The sequence below is a fragment of the Janthinobacterium sp. GL_088 genome, from assembly GCF_057837845.1.
The window spans coordinates 3,374,803-3,394,353 of sequence record NZ_CM174453.1 but is presented as its reverse complement, the minus strand read 5'-3'; the positions used below and the strand labels follow the sequence as shown (position 1 = coordinate 3,394,353).

The following is a 19,551-nucleotide window of genomic DNA, read 5'->3' as shown; positions in this document are numbered from 1 at the left end:
AGCGTCTTCAGCCCCAGATAATTTCAATCGGAACGCCCCGCTCCAGTTGCGCCTCTTTCCCTGACAGCGGGTATTTTCGATGGCCGAGCAGGTAGCGGGTGACGAACACCTTGTATTTGCCATTGCTCAGAAAATGCACGATGAACATTCCCGCATCGTCAGCCGTGTACTTGGGCACTGGCACGGTTTGTTCCACGCGGATGTCCTTGCCATTCTTGATGGTGTGCATGACGATAGTCGCCGTCATTCCCGCTTGCCACACGCGGGGAAGGGAAAGGCAGCAAGTATGTCCGCCGCCACCCTGGCCAGCATCCAGATAGCCCGCCCCCGCGCTGGCGCCATTCTGCAAGGTCACCTCATAACTTCCCACCCCGTGATCGGTATGGTTGTAGGCGCTTATATTTATGATCAACTCCTTGCTTTCCTTGCCCGTTGCCGCATGTGAAACCGCCATGCAAAGCCACAGGAAACCGATCAGCGCCGGCTTCATCGACCTAAGATTTTTTAGCATAAGATACCCTCAGCAATCACGAATGATGACACCGTCAATTCTGCAATGTTGTCACGGCTCAAAGAATTATTATTTTGCCGCATACGCATCCCACAACGGCGGCCCCGCCTCCCAGACGGTATTCGGCAAAGCGTGCAAGGCATCGTAAAAGGCGTCCACCGAGGCGGGCGGATTTTTCATCAGGGCCACGAACTGCGGCTGCTCCATCGCCTTGCCCGACGTGTACAGCGCCAGCACCACATATTGCGACTGCCGGTCGAGGTCGTCGATTCCCGCATCGAGCGCGCGCTGCTGATATTTGGCGACGAAGGCATTGAGGATGCGCGGCGGCGTGTCATTCGTTTCATCCGTGATCACGCGCCGCAGATGACTGACCAGGTTGGCGGTATCGGCAGGCTTGACTTTCACCTGCCGTGCTGCGCTGGAGGCTGGCGGCGCCACCTTGTCGGCAGCCTGCACCAAGGAGTGGCTGCCGATAAACGCCAGCGTCAGGCACAGTGCCAGCGCCGGGAGCGTCGTCAGGTAATGCTTGCTTGATTGCATAAAAACTTTCGCTAAGTGAATGGCATGCGACGCCCGTCCCACGCCAGGAGTTTATATTTTTGACAATTTTTTATTGTATCGGGGAATTTTTAATCCGGGAGCACGATTGCATTGGCAGCGCCGCATTGCGGTGGTGCAGCGTTTGTACTATCTTGATAGTTGCCCAGGACAGATGGCAGCGACCAGCCCCTCCTCACAAAGGTGGGGCGGATCGCCGCGCAAGACCGCCCTTACCCAGTTCCGCACCTGCACGCCTGCGGCACACTGATGTCATCAGGAAATAGGGGCAAGCATGGACACAGGTACGGCAACGGCGGATGTGGGCAAACTGATCGGCGCCATGTACGACTCGGCCTGCGGCACAGGCGAATGGCCACAGCTCGACAGCGCCGGCCTGAACGGCCAGCAATGGCGGGAACTACTGCCGCATCTGCAACGCGCGCTCAGCCTGCAGCAGCGCCTGCGCGAAGCGCAGCTGGCCAGCCACTGCGCGCTGGCGGCGCTCGACGCCATGGGCGCTGCCGTGCTGGTGCTCGATGCCAACCTCACGTTGCGCTTCGCCACCCCCGCCGGACACGCCCTGCATGTGGCACAGCTGGAACCGGCCGCTCCGCCCGCCCTGGTGCGCGCCGTGCGCCTGGTGATCGCCAGCGCCGGTGGCGCGGCGCAATGCCAGTCGCTGCGCCTGGCGCGCAAGCAGCAAGCGGCGCTGGCCCTGACTGTCACCCCGCTTGCCGATTGCCAGCCCACCTGCGCACTGCTGATCGCGCGCGACCCCACAAAAACATGCACGTCCGTCCCTGCCTTGCGCCAACTGTTTGACTTGACGCAAGCCGAGGCGCAAGTAGGCAAGGCGCTGGCGCAGGGGGCCACCATTGAGGAAATCGCCGCGCAGGGCGGCATCAGCGTCAACACGGTCAAGACGCATCTGCACCACACCTATTTAAAGACGGATACGCGGCGCCAGGGCGAACTGATCGCCCTGATCCATGGCGCCACGGCGCACCTGGCCGTACTCGATGCATGAGGCCGTGTCATCCGATCGGATGATGCGCGGTGCATCTTGCCTGCCTACACTGGCAAGACCGGTAGCCCGCGCCTTGCCAGTGTGACAGCAACGTACGCGGACCAGCCGGTTCGGTTCCCCTGGCATCCGCATCAAACTCGCCGCGCCGGCAGCGGACGGCACCAAAGTTCAAGGATGGGTAAAAAAATGAAAACATGGATCTTGGCCGGCACCCTGGGCTTCTGCGCCCTGCTGGCAAATGCGCAAACGCTCCCCGACAGCCAGACCGTCGTCATTCCAGGCGGGCGCCTGCAAACGATCGAATTGCCGGCACACAGGCATTTCATGAGTGCGGAAAGGTTTGCCCCATTCCGCGGCGGCTATGAGCTGGCGAACGGGCAAGTGCTGTATCTGCGCAATGCGGGCAACATCGGCGCCATGATGTATGCGCGCATCGACGACCAGGAAGAACACCGCATCATCGCCACCAGCAGCGACAGCTTCGTGGCGCTCGACCAGCAACTGGCCATGCGCATCGACTTGCGCGACGACGGCAGCGTGGGCGGCGAAGTGCTGATGCGGGTGCCGGCCGAAAAACTGGCCAGCGGCGCCATCGTGCCAGCCCACGTGCAAAGCATGGGCCTGGCATCGCGCTAAGGCGGCAGCGGCATTCCACATGGGGTGGCAGCCATGAGCAAACAGTATTCTGTCCAGCAGCAAAACGCGCTGACCCAGGCAGCCATCAAGCAGACGGCGGCCTGGTGGCGCGCGCGCCCTTTGCCCGACGCCTTGCGCCAGTGCGCGGCCAGCCATGGCGTGCCGCTGGGCACGGCCCTCATGCTCGACCTGCAACTGGCCTGGCCCGGCATGCCCGCCGTGTACGGCAAGCTGCTAAGCGCCGACGGCCACTTCATTCATTTCGAGATGGATCTGGACGACCACCTGCGCCCCCTGCCCGGCAGCGTGGCCTGGGACGACATCAGCGCCCGCTACGACCTGGCCGCACACAAGCGCGGCACGGGCGTGGGCTATGGGGTGTTATGCAAGAAAGTGCTGCAGGAATTGAATCGCGGCGCGTCCTAACGGTACGGCTGCCTTCGCATGCTATGATCGCCGTCCAGTTCATGAGACAAATGGCAACGGCACATGCGGCATTCACCCGGCAACAACCCGATCTCGACACTGCTGCGCGGCATCCTGCGCCTGCTGGCCTGGCCCTTGCTGGCCCTGGTCAGCGCCGCCTGCACCAGCACCACGCGCCATCCGGCCAGTGAACCCACGCAAGTCGTCCTGCGCTTTACCTATGACGACGGCAAGCCGATGCGGCATGACAATTACCTGGCCCAGGCGCGCCAGCAAACGTATATCAAGCACTGCAGCAAGATAGGCAGCACCACTGTTTGCGACGTCGGCTCGGATCCACTCTTCATGGGTGGCGACGCGCCGCTGGACGCCAACGGCGAAGTGCGCGTCACCCTGCACTCGACCGGTCCCATCGGCAACAATCCGACCAGTCTTTGCATCAAGGGCAAAGGCTACGTCTTTGATTCCGGCGACTGGAGACGCGGTCCGTTTCACCATGGCCAGGTGATCGAGATCCGCTACAGGATCAGCGAAGTGGAAATGACGTGCCCCTGGTCGTCGGGCACGCCGCCGTGGTGGGACAAGAGTTAAGTCTGGCCAGCCGGGGCCGGCTGGCTTGAAAGTTACTGCAGCTCGAACTCGCCTGGATTCAAGCCCAGCTCGCGCGCGATCTTGCTGGCCACGCGCTGCTCATTGGCGTCGAAATTGCCGTCCGACGAAGCGACGGCGATAATCATGCGCACCAGCAGGCGCGACGCCTCCACATTCGACTTCATCTTGCCCAGCGCCTGATACGCCTTGGCTTCGCCGATATCCTTGTCGAACTCCAGCTGACCGACATAGTCCTGGAACGCCTTGATCACGTCCGTGGTGGTAAACACGGACAGCGCGTCATTGCTTTCAATAAACTTCACCATCTTCTGCTTCTCTTCCGCACTGACGCTGCCGTCTGCCATGGCGATCAGGGCCGATCCCGCCATGGCGGCGTTCAGGAAATCCTTGTTCTTGTACTTCAGTGCTTCGGTTTTCAGTTCGCTGGCTTTGGACTTCAGTTTGGACAGAAAGGAATCGAAACTCATGGGGTTCTCCTGGTTGGTTCGGATGAGGCAGCGCTACAGGCTACCATTGCCACCCAGATGAGGGCGCAGGGGTGGAATGCAAGCACTGGGAGCGCGCTATGCCCCCGATACTGGCATGGCCAAACCCAAGCGCAAAGGCCGGGGTCAGTCACTTCGTGATCGTAATGTCCCCCATTGGGGGACATTACCCCTGTAGGGTCTGACCCCAGTTTCTCAGCGAACGCCACACTAACGCGCATAAAACACCACAAAAGCTAGATCACGTGATAATTATCTTATTTGCAGTTGAAAAATAAGTAACTCCATGGCAGCATGGAATGACTTTTTCTTTACTGCAAGGTTGTGATGGACAAGCAATTGCTGCTGATTTGCGCACTGACGTTCATCATCCACATCATCGGCACCCTCGCCTATTCCGTGCGCATCGCCGGCATCCGCACCCGGCGCATCGCCGTGTCGCTGGCCCTGTTCAGCATCCTGATGCTGCTGTCGCGCACCTCGAATTCCTTCCTCGGGCCATTCCTCGCCAAGCGCGTGGAAACGGGCATAGACCAGCACGTGGCCGCCGGCACCCTTCTGCTCGACTTCCGCTGGCTGCTGTTCTCCGCCAGCCTGGCGACCATCCTCGGCGCCATACTGATCCCCACCTTCCAGCGCGCCTTCTGCCGCGCCGTCGAGCATTTCCAGGCACACAGGTCGGTACCGAAACTGCTGCTGCACGCCGTCTTCAAGGGTGGCCTGTCCTACCTCAAGACTTCCGCCAGCCTGCCCAAGCCCGCCAACGTCACGGGCCTGCGCCAACAATCCGGCGTATCGATTTCCATGACAGCCATGAACGTCATCGCCACGGCCTGTGGACGGTCGGCGTCTTCGCTGCGCTGTACGCGGGCGTGCTCGACCCCAGCGTGCGCGTCACCTCCAGCACGCTTTCATCGATCATCAACGGCGGCGCCACCATCATGATGGCCGTCTTCATCGACCCGCACATGTCGGGCATGACGGATGACGTCATCGACAGCAAGATCGAAGAATCGCAGTTCCGGCGCGCGGTAGTGTGGCTGGTGGGGAGCCGATTGGCGGGAACGCTGATTGCGCAGTTTTTGCTGGTGCCGTCGGCGGTGGTGATTGTGGGGGTGGCAAAGGTGCTATAAGACTTTAATTTATGACATCTATTTTCGAGGAAAAATGAAAAAAAAGGATAAATCTAATGACTACCTACCTCGTAAAAAGTTCAAAAATCGACGTTCCTACTGATCAATTATTAGCGCTAACCAAAAAAATAGAAAGAAAAGAAAAGCTATCAATATACTTATTAAAAAATGACTTAGCAGACGATTCTGAGATATTAAAACTAGAAGACTCAAAAGACCCGGTAAAAATCAATATACAAAATGGCAGTGCAGTTTTATATGTAAAGAAAGAAAGTGCACACCCACCTCCATCATGGACAAATCTTTTCACAAGTCATCAAAAGATTGAAGAAGGAATTTTCGGGAGTACAAGATCAGTTGGCGCAGCATTTATAATGCGAAAATTCGGAAAGATTTTTGTTTTAACATTCGGAACTGGCCATCACTTATTAAAACAAGATTCAATTGAAAGAGATTTTGGATTAAGAGTAACACTAAATTCTGTCGACCCAGACAAACTTAGAAGTTTAGATAAAGCGAGTTACGAAAACAATCCATTAAATTCCAGAATACAAAGCAGTAGAGAAGTCGATATTTTTCAACTGCGCACAGACTCGGAACTGGAATTGGTATATGCGGTCACAGGAGTTTCAGAAGTTCCAATTTTTGGATCTCATGTAACTGGAAGAGATGCACTTAGTTTAGCGGTCACGGTAAACATAGATGGCATTTCTGAAATTCTCGAAGAAACACTTCATAGATATCGAAAGAAACTGCCACAACAATTTGACTGGATTGACAACATCAATAGAATAAAAGATCCAGATGAAATTGAGATATTGGACATTGAATTAGATCAAGCCATAGAGAAAGGTGACCTATCGAACATTTATCTAGGAGAGCCAGAAATAGTTGACTGGGAAAACCAAATTGGCTATTCGTTTGATTTGAGAGCAAACACCTATCGCCACCCTGTATTACAGCTCGAACACCTAGTCGAATACATAAAAAATAAAGGACTTTCTTTTTGTGTTCGCGAGATTAAATCTACTCTCATTCACATAAACAATTCTGACTATCAATCTTCAAAATCATGGAGTGCTTATCGTTGTATATGTGCAGAAATTTTATACGCAGACAGATATAATATTTTACGAAACGGAATTTGGTACAAAGTTGCCAATGACTATGTTGCAACCCTAGATAAATTTCTCTCCGAAAATTTAAAAAAATCTGATGTGGCGATGCCAGAATACAAATTCAATAATGAGGACGACTATAATAAAGAAGTTGCAAAAAATTTAGATTTTCATTTAATGGATAAAAATTTAATTAAAATTGGCGGGCCATCTGACAAGGTTGAATTCTGCGACCTAATCTATAAGAATAAAAAATGGATACACGTAAAATATTATCGGAGCTCAGCAACACTTAGTCATCTATTTTCACAGGGGGCTGTCGCAGCTCAAGCATTCATTGGGGAACCAGAATTTAGGAAAAAGTTGAGTGAAAAAATGCCTCTTCCGGCGAAATTACAATTCCCGGAGCGACGTCCAGAAACCAAAGAATATGAAATAGTTTATGCGATAGCAACAAAAAAGAATATTCCTCTAGAACTTCCTTTTTTTTCCAAAGTGACTTTAAAACAAGCCATTAAAGCAATTTCGATGATGGGATTTAGTGTTTCGGCCACTTCCATTCCTGTAGATCCGATAATCCACGCATTAAAATTAGTAAAGCCGAAGAAAAATGAGGCCCCTTAATTTCAGTCCATGATTTATTTTTCTTATGCAAAATAAAAAAGCCGCTGTCTCCCGACAGCGGCTTTCTCATTCCTCCCCCAGCAACAGCGCCTTGAATTCCAGCACTGCCCTGCAAGCGAACTAATTACCCCACAAACTTCCGCGCATTCCTGAACATGCGCATCCAAGGCGAATCCTCGCCCCATGCGTCAGGGTGGTACGACTGCTGGACTGACCGGAACACGCGCTCCGCGTGCGGCATCAGCACGGTGAAGCGGCCGTCTGGCGTGGTGACGGAGGTGATTCCTTCCGGCGAGCCGTTCGGGTTGTACGGGTAGGCTTCCGTGGCGGCGCCCTTGTTGTCGACGAAGCGCATGGCTTTGCTGACCTGGGTGATGTCGCCCGTTTGCGAGAAGTCGGCGTAGCCTTCGCCGTGGGCGATGGCGATGCCGGCTTGGGTGCCGGCCATGCCGTTGAAGAAGATCGATGGCGAATCCATCACTTCGACCATGGCAAAGCGGCCTTCGAATTTCTCCGACTTGTTGCGCGTAAATTTAGGCCAGGCGTGGGCGCCAGGGATGATGGATTTCAGGTTGCTCATCATCTGGCAGCCGTTGCAGATACCGAGGCCGAAGCTGTCCGTACGGTTGAAGAAGCGCGCGAACTGTTCCGCCAGGCTGGCGTTGAACAGGATGGTTTTCGCCCAGCCTTCGCCCGCGCCCAGCACGTCGCCGTACGAGAAGCCGCCCACGGCGATGACGCCCTGGAAGTCGTCCAGTTTGACGCGGCCGGCAATCAGGTCGCTCATGTGCACGTCGACAGCCGTAAAACCTGCCTGGTGCATGACGTAAGCCGTCTCGATGTGCGAGTTGACGCCCTGCTCGCGCAGGATGGCGACACGCGGACGCACGCCGGTGGCGATGAATGGCGCGGCGATGTTCTCGTTCTGGTCGAAGGTGACGATAGGCGACATGCCCGGATCTTGCGTGTCCAGCAGGCGGTCGTATTCGGCGTCCGCGCAGGCCGGATTGTCACGCAGGCGGGCGATGCGCCAGCTCGTTTCGCTCCACAGGCGGTGCAGTTCGGCGCGCGGCTGGGTGTAAATCAGCTTGGCGTCGCGCGTGAATTCGATCACGTCGCGGTCATTCAATTTGCCGATGATATGGCTGCAGGCGCCCAGGTTGAAGGTGCGCAGCACGTCCATGACGAGCGACTTTTCTTCCGCGCGCACCTGGATTACGGCGCCCAGCTCTTCGCTGAACAAGGCGCGCAGGGTCAGTTCGTTGCGGCGTTCCGCTACCTGGCCCGTCCAGTTCTTGGCGTCGCCCCAGTCGCTGGAGTGCTCGCCTTCCATGGTCAGCATGTCCAGGTTGACGGACATGCCCGTGTGGCCGGCGAAGGCCATTTCCGTCAGGGTGGCGTACAGGCCGCCGTCCGAACGGTCATGGTAGGCCAGCAGCTTGTCGTCGCTATTGAGCTTTTGGATGGCGGCGAAGAAGCCTTTCAGGTCTTCCGCGCTGTCCACGTCCGGCGTCTCATTGCCCAACTGGCCCATGACTTGCGCCAGGGCGGAAGCACCGAGGCGGTTCTTGCCGCGGCCCAGGTCGATCAGGATCAAGGACGTGTCGCCCTTGTCCGTTTTCAGCTGCGGCGTGAGCGACTTGCGCACGTCCGTGACTGGCGCGAACGAGGACACGATCAGGGATACCGGCGACGTGACGGATTTCGCCGCGCCCGTGCTGTCGTCTTTCCAGGTGGTGCGCATCGACAGCGAATCCTTGCCGACGGGGATGCTGATGCCCAGCGCCGGGCACAGGTCCATGCCGACGGCTTTGACCGTGTCGTACAGAGCCGCATCCTGGCCAGGCTGGCCGCAGGCGGCCATCCAGTTGGCGGACAATTTGATGTCGGAGATGTCGCTGATTGCTGCGGCGGCGATGTTGGTGACAGCTTCGCCCACGGCCATGCGGCCGGAAGCTGCAGCGTCGATGACGGCCAGCGGCGTGCGTTCGCCCATGGCCATCGCTTCGCCCAGATAACCTTCGAAGCTCATGGTGGTGACGGCGCAATCGGCCACCGGCACTTGCCATGGTCCCACCATCTGGTCGCGCACGGTCATGCCGCCCACGCTGCGGTCGCCGATGGTGATCAGGAAGGATTTGTCGGCCACGGTCGGCAGCAGCAGCACTTTTTGCGCCACGTCCTTCAAGTCCATGCCCGTCAAGTCAATCGCCGGGAAATCGTTGGCCACGTGGACCACGTCGCGCTGCATCTTCGGCGGCTTGCCCAGCAAGACGTCCATCGGCATGTCGACCGGCTCGTTGCCCAGTTCCGGGTCGATCAGTTTCAGCTGACGCTCTTCGGTGGCCACGCCCACGGCGGCGAACAAACAGCGTTCGCGTTCGCACATGGCTTTAAACAGTGGCAGGCTTTCCGGCGCGATGGCCAGAACGTAGCGTTCCTGCGATTCATTGCTCCAGATTTCCTTCGGCGCCATGCCCGATTCTTCCAGCGGCACTTTGCGCAGGTCGAAAATCGCGCCGCGCTTGGCGTCGTTGGTGATTTCCGGGAACGCGTTCGACAAGCCGCCCGCACCCACGTCGTGGATCGAGATGATCGGATTGTCCGCGCCCATTTGCCAGCAGGCGTTGATGACTTCCTGGGCACGGCGTTCCATTTCCGGATTGCCGCGCTGGACGGAATCGAAGTCCAGGTCGGCCGTGTTGCTGCCGGTGGTCATCGACGAAGCGGCGCTGCCGCCCATGCCGATGCGCATGCCCGGACCACCGAGCTGCACCAGCAGGCTGCCGACGGGGATGTCGTTCTTGTGCGTGTGCTGCGCCGAGATATTGCCGATGCCGCCAGCGATCATGATCGGCTTGTGGTAGCCGAACACGGCATCTTTGTCGACGCCGACGTTCTGTTCATACGTGCGGAAGTAACCGCCCAGGACTGGACGGCCGAATTCGTTCGAGAACGCGGCGCCGCCCAGCGGGCCTTCGATCATGATTTGCAGCGGCGAGGCGATGCGTTCCGGTTTGCCGTATTGATCTGCATCAGTACGCGAAGCCAGCGGCGCCGTCACGGAGGCGGCCGTTTCCCAGCTGCGCACGGCGTCCGGCAGCGACAAATTCGATACGGTGAAACCCGTCAGGCCAGCCTTAGGCTTGGCGCCGCGGCCCGTCGCGCCTTCGTCGCGGATCTCGCCGCCCGCGCCTGTGGAGGCGCCGGGGAATGGAGAAATGGCCGTCGGGTGGTTATGCGTTTCCACCTTCATCAGGGTGTGCGTCAGTTCGGTCGACGCCGCATATTCGTGGCTGGCGCCGCGCGGGTAGAAGCGCGAGACCGTCGCGCCTTCCATGATCGAGGAATTGTCGCTGTAGGCGACAACGGTGCCCTTCGGCTGCAGTTCGTGCGTGTTCTTGATCATGCCGAACAGCGACTTCGGTTGCGCCACGCCGTCAATGGTCCAGTCGGCGTTGAAGATCTTGTGGCGGCAATGCTCGCTGTTCGCCTGCGCGAACATCATCAGTTCCACGTCCGTCGGGTTGCGGCCAGCCTTGGTGAAGGCGGCGTCCAGGTAGTCGATTTCGTCTTCCGACATCGCCAGGCCCAGTTCCGTGTTCGCCGTTTCCAGCGCTGCCTTGCCCTGCCCCAGCAAGTCGATCGATTCGAGCGGGCGCGCTTCCAGGGTGCGGAACAGGTCCTTGGCGTCGTCCGCGCTGCGCAGCACGGATTCCGTCATGCGGTCGTGCAGCAGGTCGGCCACGGCCTGTACCTGCTCGTCCGTCAATTTGCCGGCGCCAATGGCGCTGCCCAGGATGCCCGATTTCAGGTTGATGCGGAAAGCGATGCCGCGTTCGACGCGCTTGATGTGCGCCATGCCGCAGTTGTGCGCGATGTCCGTGGCTTTCGAGGCCCACGGCGAAATCGTGCCGAAACGGGGGATGACGAAGAATTCTTCGGCAGCGCCTTCCGTATTGTCAGCGTGGGCCGGCTCGCCGTACGTCAGCAAGGCGCCAAGGCGCGTGCTGTCGTCATTGCTGAGAGGCGCGCTGGCATCGATGAAATGGACATAGCGTGCTTGTACGGCAACAATCGCAGGCGAGACGGCTTGCAGTTGGCTTAACAGACGGTGGCTACGGAAATGGGACAGGGCATTGGAACCCGGCAGTATCAACATGATTGGAAGGTGGTTGATGCAGCGTGGCTGCGGGTTAAAGGTAGGTATGACAATATCTTTCGTACGGCAAATTTCCTTTGCGCGCATTATACCCGTTTTACCCCTGCCTTATGACCGGAACTTGGGGCTTTGCCACCCTTTTGCCCCGCACAACGGCAGTTTTTGACACGGCAACAACACCCTCAGGCTTACCTCAGGCGATCACATAGCGATTCTTGCCCTGCCGCTTGGCCAGGTACAGGGCCTCGTCGGCCAGCCGGTAGCTGTGGCCCAGTTCCTTGCCCCGGTCCAGCTCGGCCACGCCCACGCTGATCGACACGAACTGTGCCGCATGGAAGGCCGCGCTGACGGCCTCGACCAGGCCACCGGCAAAGGCGCCCGCATCCTCGCGGCTGCCGGCGTAGACGATGCCGAATTCCTCGCCGCCCAGGCGCCCGCACAGATGGCCCTGCGCCTTGTCGGCGATGATGGCGGCCGTGCGTACCAGTACCTCGTCGCCCGCGTCGTGGCCCTGCTGGTCGTTGATGATCTTGAAATCGTCGATATCGATCATCAGGAAATACAGCATGCCGCCCTGCGGCGCGCCATGCATCTGCTGGGCGCGCTGCGTGAACATGCGGCGGTTGTTCAGACCCGTCAGGCTGTCCTGGAAGGCCAGCCGCGTCAATTCCAGCTTGGAGTGATAGTTGCGCAATCGCAATAAACTGAAGCTGACATTCAGCGCCAGCCCGAACAGCACACTGACGGCGATCATCAATGGAGCCCAGGACTGGTCGGGCAAGCCCGCGTTGACGGGATACAGGCCGTGGCCCACGTTCCACCACACGCCGGCCACCACGGCCAGGTAGCTGAGGCCGCCATTGAAGATGGAGGCGATGGCCAGGGTCATGAATACGCCCACGGGCAAGACCCAGAAGCTGGCGTGATGGACGGCATCGGCCATGGTGCGCAGGCCAAAGGTCAGGGTCAGCACGGCGCAGGCGCCGGTAATGGTCAGCACAGGCAAGGTGGTGCAGCGGTAGCGCACGATCAGGCTGGTCAACATGCCCAGCAGCGCCAGCACGGCGTGCGAGAAGTTCGGATGATAGGGCTCGGGCATCATCAGCCAGGTCAGGCTGTAGGCAATGATGCCCAGCAGCTGCGTGACCATGCCGACCCGGTGCAGCTCCGCAAAATACGTATGCTGCTGTTCGCTGTTGCCGCCAAAGGCAAGGGGGACGGCAATGCGCCGCAGGGAAGAAAGGTCAGGAACACGCATACGGGTATCGACACCAGAAAGAAGAAAAGCGCCCGGTACAGCCTTGCGCATGCCTGGCCGCAAGATTGCGCGGCATCCAACACTAGTTGTAATTAGGATACTATCATGCTAGTCAACTATGTGCTGAAATTTGCGCCCCCGTCAGCCGCGCACCGGGCGTCGACGCCATGAAATACAACGCCGCATGCCACCGGAGGCGTCCTGCGCCCTTCCCCGCGCCCGATTGCATGCATTTTGCTGGCAGTGTCGACCGGCTTTGCAGTATGCTGATAAAAAATAGTAATGCCAGGCAGATACATATATAAGAAGAGTTCCCGCAATGACCGAACAGATGAACGAGAGCTGAACAATGCCAGAAACTAGCGATTTATCTGTCCTGATCGTCGACCCGAACCCCAGCATGCGGGGCAATCTGCACAATATGCTGAACCAGGCGGCCATCACCAAGGTGGAATATGCCGTCAATTCCGGCACGGCCATCCGCCTGCTGACGAAGAAACCGTTCGACATCATCCTGTGCGAATATGATCTTGGTAGTGGCACGGACGGCCAGGATGGCCAGCAATTGCTGGAAGATTTGCGCCACCACAAGCTGATCGGGCTGTGGACAATCTTCATCATGCTGACCTCGGAAGCCATCCACAGCAAGGTGATCAGCGCGGCCGAGCTGACCCCGTCCGACTACATATTAAAACCGTTCACCGTCGATGTGCTGAGCGGACGCATCGCGCGCGCCATCGAGCGGCGCGCCATGTTCCTGCCCACCTACCAGCTGATCGACAAGGGCGACTTGCGCGAAGCCGTGAAAAGCTGCCGCGCGGCCGAGTTGCAGCACCCGCGCCTGGCGGGCGATTTCGTCCGCCTGCGCGCCGAGCTGCATATCGCGCTCGATGAATGGAAGGAAGCGGAACAGCTGTACGGCGACATGCTGGCCACGCGCCCCATGGCCTGGGCCCACCTGGGACTGGCGCGCACCCTGTTCGAGCAGCAGCGCCACGAAGAGGCGCAGGATGCGCTGCTGGAACTGGTGGAGGTCTATCCCCGCTTCATGGCCGCCTACGACCTTCTTGCGAAGAACCATGAAGCCATGGGCCAGCAGCTGCAGGCAAAGAAAATCCTCGAGGACGCGGTGGCCATCTCGCCGCACATGGTGCGCCGCTTGCGCCACCTGGGCGGCATCGCCTATGACACGGGCGACATCGGCGCGGCCGAACGGGCGTATAAACAGGTGGTGACGAAAGCGAAGTACTCCGAATTCCGCGACCCGGAAGACCACGTCAACCTGGTCAAGACGCTGGTCAAGAAAGGCGATGCGCCGCAGGCGAGCGGCGTGCTGCGCGACATGGAGCGCTCGCTGCGCGGCGGCGCCAACGTGGAAGCGTGCCGCGCCATCTCGGCCGCCATGCTGCATGAACTGTCGGGCAACGACATCGCCGCCGCTGGCGAACTGCAGCTGGCCGCCGCCGCCCTGGACACGGCGCGCGGCCTGTCGACGCAGCTGAAGGTGGGCCTCGTGCAAAGCTGCCTGAAAAACAACCTGGAGCAAGCCGCGTCCGACGTCATGATGAAACTCGTCAACGAGGCCGACAGCGATGTGACGATGGAAGCGGCCGTCGACGTGTTTGAAAAAGCGGGTCGCCATGATCTGGCGCAAGGCATGGGCCAGCAGATCACGAACCAGGTGCAGGAACTGATGCAGGATGCGGCCAGCAAGTCGGAAAGCGGAGAGCTCAAGGGCGCCGTCTTCGTGCTGCGCCAGGCCCTGCGCAAGACGCCAGGCAACCTGCCCGTGCTGTTCGCCTCCGTCGACGCCATTTTGCGCCAGCTCAACATGCTGGGCTGGGAAGCCCCGCTGGCCGAACAGGCGCAGCACCAGATGCAGGTGATCCGCAAGATCGATCCCAAGCATCCGAAGCTGGAGTCGCTCAAGCAGCAGTATGCAGCCACGCAACACAAGTATGGTATCGCTACTTGACACTATTACAAACCGATTGAACGCCCGCAGGCGGCCAGAAGCGGACGGCCAGAAAGATGGGCTGTATGTTGCCGCGCCTCGGACACATCAATTTAGGTGCGGTCTGATCTGACGATCGGCTCCTTGGCCTACTCCTTGTGACGAATAGCTTCAACAACAATCCGAAGTGCCCTCGATTCGTGGCGGCGGCTGGGATAGTAGGCATGGAGGCCAGGAAACTTCCCGCACCAGTCTTTCATGACGCTGATTAATCGGCCTTCCCGTATGTGCCCCGCCACCAGGTCTTCCGTGACAAACGCCAGGCCATTACCGCTCAAGGCCGCTTGTACCATGGGTATGGCGCTGGTAAACACGGCCTGGCCGCGCACCCGGGCTTCCACGTTGTGTCCATCATGCTGCAGTTCCCATGCGTAGATGCCGCCACTGCTTGCCAGCCGCAGCGTGATGCAGTTGTGCTTCATCAAATCTTGCAAATTGGCAGGTTGCGCATGCCAGGAAAAGTAGCCAGGCGAACCAACAATCATGGTTGGAATGTCGGGCGTGAGCCGCACGGCAATCATATCCTCCGCCACCTGGTCTCCATAGCGTACTCCGATGTCATAACGGTCCGCCGCAATATCGATCAGCTTGTAATCGGATTGAATCTCGATATTCAGGTCTGGATATTGGGGCAGCACCGGTGCCAGCCTTGGCCACAGCAGAGTATCAATAACATGGTCGATGGCAGTGATGCGCACAGTACCCGCCGGCTTGCCATTCAAATCGCTGACAGCAGCGATTTCGGCATGCACCTCATCAAGCCGCGGCGCGACATTGCTCAGCAGGCGCTCGCCTGCTTCGGTCGGCGAAACACTCCTGGTCGTACGATTGAGCAGCCGCACGCCCAGCCGGGCTTCCAGATCCCGAATGATGTGACTGAGAGTGGACTGGGACATGCCTAGCTTGATGGCGGCACGGGTGAAGCTGCGTTGGCGAGCGACCTCGAAAAATATAAGAATATCAATAATATTATCTCTGGCCATTTGAACAATTCCTGAAGCCGGCTGTTAAGGGTATTCCGTCGTATTGCCTTGCAAGCGATGATACCAACTGGAATGTGCGATTTTTAATATAAATATACAGAGTATTCATGGCTCCTGCACATATGCCTGTTCGAGATTTCGGTACGCAGGTGCCTTAAGCGCGACGTACGATGCACGTCAACGCATACCAAGTGCCCCATACCTAACGAACTGGAGAAGCAGACATGACCATTGATGATGTTGCACGCCGTGATTTCCTGAAGACTGCTGGCACCGGCATAGCCGTGCTTGGCAGCCTTTCCGTTGCCGCTAGTCCAGCGTTTGCCGCCAGTAACCGGCCAGTGCCGGACATATCGAACAACGCTGACAACTTCTACAGGAGCGCAACAGTCGCTGGGCGCAAGGTCAGTTTCAACAACCAGTATCAGATGCAGATCGTCGGCGATCTGTTCATGCCCAAGGATCTCAACCGCAATACCAAGCATCCCGCGATCATCATCGGCCACCCGATGGGCGTGGTAAAGGAGCAAAGCTCGAATCTGTACGCGCAGAAACTGGCCGAACAGGGTTTCGTCACCCTGGCCATCGATCAGTCGTTCTGGGGCGAAAGCGCCGGCCAGCCGCGCAATACGGTAGCGCCGGACATCTACGCCGAAGCCTTCAGCGCGGCGGTGGACTACCTGGGTACCCAGACATTTGTCGACAGGGAACGGATCGGCGTGCTCGGCATTTGCGGCAGCGGCAGTTTTGTCATCAGTGCCGCCAAGATCGATCCGCGCATGAAGGCGATTGCCACTGTCAGCATGTATGACATGGGCGGGGCCAACCGCAATGCGCTGCACCACTCGCAGACGCTAGCGCAGCGCAAGCAGATCATTGCCGAGGCGGCGCAACAGCGCCACGTGGAATTTACCGGCGGCGCCATCAGGTACACCGGTGGAACCGTGCACAAGCTCGATGGGAATACGCATCCAATCCAGCGCGAGTTCTACGACTTCTATCGCACCTCGCGCGGCGAGTTCACGCCAGCAGGGTCGTCGCGCGAACTGACGACGCACCCGACGCTGGCCAGCAACGTCAAGTTCATGAACTTTTATCCGTTCAACGACATCGAGACGATTTCCCCGCGTCCCATGCTGCTCATCACGGGCGATCAGGCGCATTCCCGGGAATTCAGCGAAGAGGCTTACCGGCTTTCGGCCCAGCCCAAGGAACTGGTGGTCGTTCCAGGCGCCGGGCACGTCGATCTGTATGACCGGGTGAAACTCATCCCTTGGGAGAAGCTGAACGCATTCTTCCACAAGAATCTGGCATAGGCGCATACCATGACAGCACCAATAAGCAGCATGCCTCCAGATGGCATGCAGGGGCATGCTGACGCTGGTACGCAGGTGGCCATGTGGGGCGGGGTCTTCGCCATGACGCTGTGCGTTTTCGCGCTGATCGCCTCGGAATTCATGCCCGTCAGCCTGTTGACACCCATGGCCAGGGATCTCCGCGTCAGCGAAGGACTGGCCGGACAGGGAATTGCCATATCCGGGGCATTCGCCGTGCTCACCAGCCTGTCGATTTCCACAATCGCCAGGAACATGAATCGCAAGATGCTCCTGCTGGGGTTGACTGCACTGATGGCCGTTTCCGGGGCCGTCGTCGCGATGGCGCCGAACTATGTCCTGTACATGGCGGGACGTGCGCTGATCGGCGTGGTAGTTGGCGGCTTCTGGTCTTTGTCGGCCGCCACCGCGATGCGCCTGGTGCCCTCCCGTCAGGTGCCGCGCGCGCTGGCCGTGTTCAATGGCGGCAATGCGCTGGCGACCGTCGTCGCCGCGCCCTTGGGCAGTTACCTTGGGTCCATCATCGGATGGCGTGGCGCTTTCTTTTGCCTGGTGCCAGTGGCCATGGTTGCCTTTGTCTGGCAGTGGATCAGCCTGCCTTCCATGCCGCCCCAGGCTGACTCGGCGGCCTCCCGAAACGCCTTCAAACTGCTTCGGGATCCGAAGGTTGCCCTGGGCATGCTGGCTGTCAGCACGTTTTTCATGGGGCAGTTCGCCTTGTTCACCTATTTGCGCCCATTCCTTGAAAGCGTGACGCGCGTAGACATATCCACGCTGTCGCTGATACTGCTGGTGATTGGCGTTGGCGGCTTTATCGGCACCACCGTCATCAGCAAGTGCCTGAAGTGGAATTTTTCCCGGACACTGGTTGCCATTCCCATCCTGATGGCAATGATCGCCGTGACGCTGACCATCTTTGGCAGCAAGGTTGCAGCCGTGACGGTACTGCTGGGCATCTGGGGCGTTGTCGCGACCGCTGCGCCGGTGGGCTGGTGGTCATGGTTAGCTACAACGCTGCCGCGCGAGGCAGAGGCGGGAGGCGGGTTGATGGTTGCCGTCGTGCAACTCGCCATCGCCCTCGGTTCCACGATCGGCGGCTTCCTGTTCGACAAGAGCGGATATCAGAGCACGTTCATTGCCAGCGCGGCCGTCCTGCTGCTGGCTGCCTTCCTGACCTCGCGCTCGCAAGCGCTGCAGGCAAGCTGAGCCTTCTACCAACGAAGGGGCAAACAATGATTACACGCAAGCTAGCGGTTCGCAACGGCGCCCAGCATCCAGTAACCAGATGAGCAAGCGCCGCCTATCCGGAGGCTTGCATAAGCTGGGCCTGTTGCTATGCTTGCTACCCTTCGGCGCTTGCGAAGCCCGACAGCCGTCCGCGTCCGTGCCATTCGCTCTTGCCACGGTTGCGGCTAGCGCATCCCTGAGGCCCGAGGGGTCGCACATGTGGATGGTCGTTGGGGAACGTCGCTTCGTCGTCACCTTGTCCGACAACGTGACCGGGCATGCATTTGCCGAGATGCTGCCGCTGACACTGGATATGGCCGAACTCAACGGAAACGAGAAGCATGCATATCTGCAAAAGGCGCTGCCGGCTAACGCGAGCAGGATGGAAATGATCAGCAATGGCGACCTCTTGCTGTACGGTTCGAAGACCTTGGTTGTCTTCTATAAGGCATTTACTTCACCGTATTCCTACACAAACGTTGGTCGCGTGGCAAATCCGCTTGGGCTGGCCCATGCACTGGGTGAGCACGACGTTAGGGTCCAGTTTCTTGAATATAAATGAACGCCCACAAGGCTTGCACAATGACCGCTTTGGGCGAAAGCAGACGTACACGGCGGAAAGCAATGCTGCCCGATAAGCTCAGGCCCTTTTCGCTGCTCATTTTCCAGTACATCTACCATCGCCGAAAGGCGCTCGGCCACATCCCTGTCGCGCAGATCGGATTGACAGGGCCGCCGAGGCACCCAAGCGCGTAATCCGAGCAGCACCCCAACCTTGTTGTCGGATTACTGGCCTCCCTGGCCTAATCCGCGCTGAGCTCCACCCTCGCCACCCTTGCCACCACCAGCTCGATCAGCTCCGCGATCAAGGGCCGGAAAGTGGCCGCACTGCCGCCCTGCCCCAGCATGACGGTGCGCGTGGTCAGGTGTGAAAAGACAGCGTCGAAGAGGATCTGCGGCAGGTTGGAAAACGAGGTGTCGGGCGCGATGCGGCCCTGGGTGCGCTGCTGTTCCAGCAGGCGCAGGATCAGCGCGTGCCACACTTGCGGGCCGTGTTCGTACCAGGTGAGGCCCACGGCCGGCACGGCGGCGGCGCCCGTGACGACGAGGCGGTAGAAATCCACGTGGCGGGGGCTGGTGACGACGGCCACCAGTTCATCGAGGATCAGCTGCAAGCCCTGCTCCAGGCCCGCTTGCGAGGTATCGAGGCGGCGCAGGTCGATGATGAAATCGGCACACAGGTATTCGACCACGGCCACCAGCAGGTCCTGCTTGCTGCCAAAGTAGCGGTAGGCGGTGGCTTTCGAGCCCCCCGCCTCGGCCACGATGGCATCCATGCTGACGCCATCGTAGCCCGAGGCGAGGAAGAGATCCGCCGCCGCCACCAGCAGCTTGCGCCGCCGCTCCTCGCTTCGGGTACTCGGGGAAGCTGGAACGGTGCGCAACTGGGGCATGAAG

At 58.8% G+C, this 19,551-nt stretch carries 16 protein-coding genes and 1 pseudogene; 10 read left to right on the top strand and 7 right to left on the bottom strand.

Annotated features, from left to right (window positions below; all coding sequences use genetic code 11):
* Positions 1-7 precede the first annotated feature (7 nt).
* A complete protein-coding gene (locus tag AC3IQ7_RS15290; RefSeq protein ID WP_489206537.1) occupies positions 8-490 on the bottom strand; it encodes a DUF3304 domain-containing protein in 483 nt (160 codons plus the stop codon).
* A 90-nt stretch (positions 491-580) separates the two neighbouring features.
* Complete coding sequence (locus tag AC3IQ7_RS15285) at positions 581-1,054, bottom strand: hypothetical protein (protein WP_489206536.1); 474 nt, start codon at positions 1,052-1,054, stop codon at positions 581-583.
* Positions 1,055-1,346: 292 nt separating this feature from the next.
* Between AC3IQ7_RS15285 and AC3IQ7_RS15280 the strand changes: the two genes are divergently transcribed.
* The 4 genes from AC3IQ7_RS15280 (at position 1,347) to AC3IQ7_RS15265 (ending at position 3,734) form a co-directional block, all read left to right on the top strand.
* Positions 1,347-2,081 carry a helix-turn-helix transcriptional regulator gene (locus AC3IQ7_RS15280; protein WP_099376901.1) on the top strand — a complete coding sequence of 245 codons (735 nt, stop codon included), beginning with the start codon at positions 1,347-1,349 and terminating at the stop codon, positions 2,079-2,081.
* 186 nt (positions 2,082-2,267) lie between these two features.
* Complete coding sequence (locus AC3IQ7_RS15275) at positions 2,268-2,717, top strand: hypothetical protein (RefSeq protein WP_489206535.1); 450 nt, start codon at positions 2,268-2,270, stop codon at positions 2,715-2,717.
* A 33-nt stretch (positions 2,718-2,750) separates the two neighbouring features.
* Positions 2,751-3,143, top strand: coding sequence for a hypothetical protein (locus tag AC3IQ7_RS15270; protein ID WP_489206534.1), 393 nt, complete (start codon positions 2,751-2,753; stop codon positions 3,141-3,143).
* Between the two features lie 63 nt (positions 3,144-3,206).
* Positions 3,207-3,734 carry a hypothetical protein gene (locus AC3IQ7_RS15265; RefSeq protein WP_489206533.1) on the top strand — a complete coding sequence of 176 codons (528 nt, stop codon included), beginning with the start codon at positions 3,207-3,209 and terminating at the stop codon, positions 3,732-3,734.
* A 32-nt stretch (positions 3,735-3,766) separates the two neighbouring features.
* Here AC3IQ7_RS15265 and AC3IQ7_RS15260 read toward each other — a convergent pair whose 3' ends face one another.
* On the bottom strand, positions 3,767-4,222 hold the full coding sequence (locus AC3IQ7_RS15260) for a tellurite resistance TerB family protein (protein ID WP_489206532.1): 456 nt from the start codon (positions 4,220-4,222) through the stop codon (positions 3,767-3,769).
* Positions 4,223-4,567: 345 nt separating this feature from the next.
* On the opposite strand from AC3IQ7_RS15260, the pseudogene AC3IQ7_RS15255 reads away from it, so the two are divergent.
* A pseudogene (locus tag AC3IQ7_RS15255) lies at positions 4,568-5,373 on the top strand (lipid II flippase Amj family protein).
* A 56-nt stretch (positions 5,374-5,429) separates the two neighbouring features.
* Positions 5,430-7,115: a TIGR04141 family sporadically distributed protein gene (locus AC3IQ7_RS15250; RefSeq protein WP_489206531.1), complete on the top strand. Its 1,686-nt coding sequence runs from the start codon at positions 5,430-5,432 to the stop codon at positions 7,113-7,115.
* Between the two features lie 124 nt (positions 7,116-7,239).
* Here the strand turns inward: AC3IQ7_RS15250 and purL are convergent, their stop codons facing one another.
* Positions 7,240-11,277, bottom strand: a complete 4,038-nt coding sequence (gene purL / locus AC3IQ7_RS15245) for a phosphoribosylformylglycinamidine synthase (RefSeq protein WP_489206530.1) — start codon at positions 11,275-11,277, stop codon at positions 7,240-7,242.
* Positions 11,278-11,470: 193 nt separating this feature from the next.
* Positions 11,471-12,535 (bottom strand): GGDEF domain-containing protein, encoded by a 1,065-nt coding sequence (locus AC3IQ7_RS15240; RefSeq protein WP_158301113.1) that lies wholly within the window; start codon positions 12,533-12,535, stop codon positions 11,471-11,473.
* A gap of 349 nt (positions 12,536-12,884) precedes the next feature.
* On the opposite strand from AC3IQ7_RS15240, the gene AC3IQ7_RS15235 reads away from it, so the two are divergent.
* On the top strand, positions 12,885-14,510 hold the full coding sequence (locus AC3IQ7_RS15235) for a response regulator (protein WP_489206529.1): 1,626 nt from the start codon (positions 12,885-12,887) through the stop codon (positions 14,508-14,510).
* A gap of 128 nt (positions 14,511-14,638) precedes the next feature.
* Here the strand turns inward: AC3IQ7_RS15235 and AC3IQ7_RS15230 are convergent, their stop codons facing one another.
* Positions 14,639-15,532 (bottom strand): LysR family transcriptional regulator, encoded by an 894-nt coding sequence (locus tag AC3IQ7_RS15230; protein WP_099376910.1) that lies wholly within the window; start codon positions 15,530-15,532, stop codon positions 14,639-14,641.
* Between the two features lie 224 nt (positions 15,533-15,756).
* Between AC3IQ7_RS15230 and AC3IQ7_RS15225 the strand changes: the two genes are divergently transcribed.
* From AC3IQ7_RS15225 to AC3IQ7_RS15215, 3 genes are all read left to right on the top strand, one after another.
* Positions 15,757-16,848: an alpha/beta hydrolase gene (locus AC3IQ7_RS15225; protein ID WP_489206528.1), complete on the top strand. Its 1,092-nt coding sequence runs from the start codon at positions 15,757-15,759 to the stop codon at positions 16,846-16,848.
* A 102-nt stretch (positions 16,849-16,950) separates the two neighbouring features.
* Positions 16,951-18,072: an MFS transporter gene (locus tag AC3IQ7_RS15220; RefSeq protein WP_489210457.1), complete on the top strand. Its 1,122-nt coding sequence runs from the start codon at positions 16,951-16,953 to the stop codon at positions 18,070-18,072.
* 238 nt (positions 18,073-18,310) lie between these two features.
* The gene (locus tag AC3IQ7_RS15215) at positions 18,311-18,655 is read left to right on the top strand and encodes a cyclophilin-like fold protein (RefSeq protein ID WP_489206527.1); all 345 of its coding nucleotides are present in this window, start codon (positions 18,311-18,313) and stop codon (positions 18,653-18,655) included.
* A gap of 241 nt (positions 18,656-18,896) precedes the next feature.
* Here AC3IQ7_RS15215 and AC3IQ7_RS15210 read toward each other — a convergent pair whose 3' ends face one another.
* Positions 18,897-19,547, bottom strand: a complete 651-nt coding sequence (locus tag AC3IQ7_RS15210) for a TetR/AcrR family transcriptional regulator (RefSeq protein ID WP_489206526.1) — start codon at positions 19,545-19,547, stop codon at positions 18,897-18,899.
* Positions 19,548-19,551 lie beyond the last annotated feature (4 nt).